We start from the raw sequence: 2,161 nt of genomic DNA, 5'->3' as shown, positions 1-2,161 counted from the left end.
GGTTCGGCCATTGGACCAATCCCAGAGTTTGACGGCAGGCGCCGCCGATGGTGGAGGGGTGCTTTCCGGCAGCGTCACGACCTGGCCATGCGGCAGCACCGCGCCCAGGTCGGCCAAGCCGGGATTGAGTTCGTAGGTTTGCTCCACCACGTCGCGGGTTGTGCCAAGGTGCCGCCAACACAGCGCGTCCACCGTGTCGCCTTGAAGCGCGCGGACCAGCATCAGATCAGCTCCACAACGGCGCGCGGGGCGGCCATCACGTCGGCGATGGCAAAGCGCGCGTTGCGGCGGTGATCGTCGGACGCTTCGCCCAACCACTCCGCGCGCTTTTGTCCGGCGGCCGTGGTGTCGTAATCGGTCATGCGCTCGATGAGGTCCGCCTTGGTCAAGCTGTAGACAGCCCGGACATAGGCATGCTGCAGCCGGCTTTTGCCATCCACCTTGTCCGCTGGCACGTCGGCCAGCTGAGTATGACCGCGCGCCAGTTGCGCGGCCTTCCACGCAGCTAGGCTGTTACCCACTTCCAATAGCGCTCCCACCAAAGCGAAGCGCAGGCGCTCATCTGTCACGGTGCCATCAAGGCGCAGCGCCTGGCGGGCGGCGTCCAGTTGGATGTCCGGGAAATAGCCATCGTTGGTGATGACCTGGGGGGGAACAGTGCGGGTTGCGGGGGCTGGGGCGATGAAGCTCATGGGGTCGGCTTTTTAGGTCGGCGGTGGGCGGGCATCCGGCAAGTCGGGGACCAGCCTTCCGCCCGCGCCGCCGTGCGCTTTGGGGCACTCGGTTAGCCGGCCTGGCCGGCGTTCTTGATCTTGCGTTCCAGCTGCTCGATGAGCTTCTTGCAGCCGACTCCGCTGTGTAGGTCCACCGCACGGCGCAACTGCGCGACGGCGGCGCGCGCCATGTCCAGTAGCGCGCCGCGCGGCTCGTCGCCAGCCTGCTCGGCAAGGGTCTTGCCGATGGCCAGGTGAAGCTTGGCCCGGGCCTGGTCAGGCGCGTCCTGGCCATCCACCAGGCGCGCGACCTCCTGCAGCAGCTGCATGGCTTCGTCATGCTTGGGGACAGCGCCGCCAGCAATGGCGCCGGCCACTTCGTCCAGCAGCAGCGTGGCCGTGTTGCGCTTGAGGCGTTCAGGTAGCGCCAGGCCATGTCTCATCACGTAGTCGGCCAGCGTCAGGCCGCGCGCGAAGTCGCCGATATCGAATTGCCACACCATCAGCGTGGCCAGTACCTCGTCCTGCTGGCCGGTGTCGCCGCTCAGCACGCCATCGAGATAGTCCTGGTACTCCGGGACCAACTCGCGTTTGAGCGCAACCTTGCGCTCTACGGACTTGATATCGTGCAGGCGGCGCCGGTCCTGGGTGAGCTTGGCCATCATCTGGCCGAAGATGCCGCCCACCACGGCGGGCGCGGCGCCATCGGCCGCGCTCGCCTTGGCGGCCAGCACCCTCGTGCGGTGTCGTTGTGCGGGGCTGGTCATGGTCAGGCTTCCACCAGCTCGATGTTTTCCACCAGCGCGGCCAGGCCGAAGTCCTCCACCACGTAGTCGTCATTCGAGCTTTCGTAGGTGTCCACGCGGCTGCGCTTGGCGTTCTCTTCGACGTGACGACGGCGCGCGCCGATTTGCCAGTACAGGGAAAGGTTGTCCAGCGAGGTGATAAGTACCTTTTTCTCCGGGAAGAACGGCGCCTGCACCGCCGCCAGGCCGCCGATCCGCTTCTGGCTGATGATGAGGTCGGCGGCCAGCGTGTCGGTGGCGCGGCTGTCCTGATTAACCAGCGGAAAGTACTTGTCGTGCATCAGGCCCCGGCCCACGATGGCGACGAGCTGGGAGTTTTCACGGTGCCACGGGTCCAGCAGCGTGACGGCGTCGTACACGAGCGCGTCCAGGTTCTTGTAATCGCCGGTGGCGCCCACTTGCACCTTGCCGGCCGTCTTTCCATCGGCCATCACGCGCTCTTCGGCGCTTTCGCGCATCTTCTGCAGCCAGCCCTTGTTCACGTCCTGCAGCAGCGCATTGGCGGCCGGATCGGTGTTGGCGGCGACACTCGTCCCGTTGAAACCGATCATGATGCGATCGAGCGCCTGGCGGTGGATCAGCAGGTCACGGATACGGGCCTCGAAGTCCGGAAAGATCGCCCAGGCGTCGAGCTGCGCGTAC

4 protein-coding genes are annotated in these 2,161 nt (G+C 66.1%); all 4 read right to left on the bottom strand.

The features are described 5' to 3' along the window. Positions 1-222 (bottom strand): tail protein X (locus KVT32_RS27630; protein WP_217619142.1); only part of this gene is annotated, 222 nt, incomplete at its 3' end. After that, positions 222-692 carry a head completion/stabilization protein gene (locus KVT32_RS27625; RefSeq protein WP_217619141.1) on the bottom strand — a complete coding sequence of 157 codons (471 nt, stop codon included), beginning with the start codon at positions 690-692 and terminating at the stop codon, positions 222-224. The genes KVT32_RS27630 and KVT32_RS27625, both read right to left, overlap by 1 nt. A gap of 92 nt (positions 693-784) precedes the next feature. Continuing rightward, the gene (gene gpM, locus KVT32_RS27620; protein WP_217619140.1) at positions 785-1,480 is read right to left on the bottom strand and encodes a phage terminase small subunit; all 696 of its coding nucleotides are present in this window, start codon (positions 1,478-1,480) and stop codon (positions 785-787) included. Positions 1,481-1,482: 2 nt separating this feature from the next. Next, positions 1,483-2,161: phage major capsid protein, P2 family (locus tag KVT32_RS27615; RefSeq protein WP_217619139.1), on the bottom strand; the 679-nt coding region annotated here is incomplete at its 5' end.

Source organism: Achromobacter sp. GbtcB20 (genome assembly GCF_019091095.1).
In the GTDB taxonomy this organism is placed as follows: Bacteria; Pseudomonadota; Gammaproteobacteria; order Burkholderiales; family Burkholderiaceae_B; genus Achromobacter; species Achromobacter mucicolens.
The sequence above is the reverse complement of the archived record's forward strand: the minus strand, read 5'-3'. Positions and strand labels throughout refer to the sequence as shown.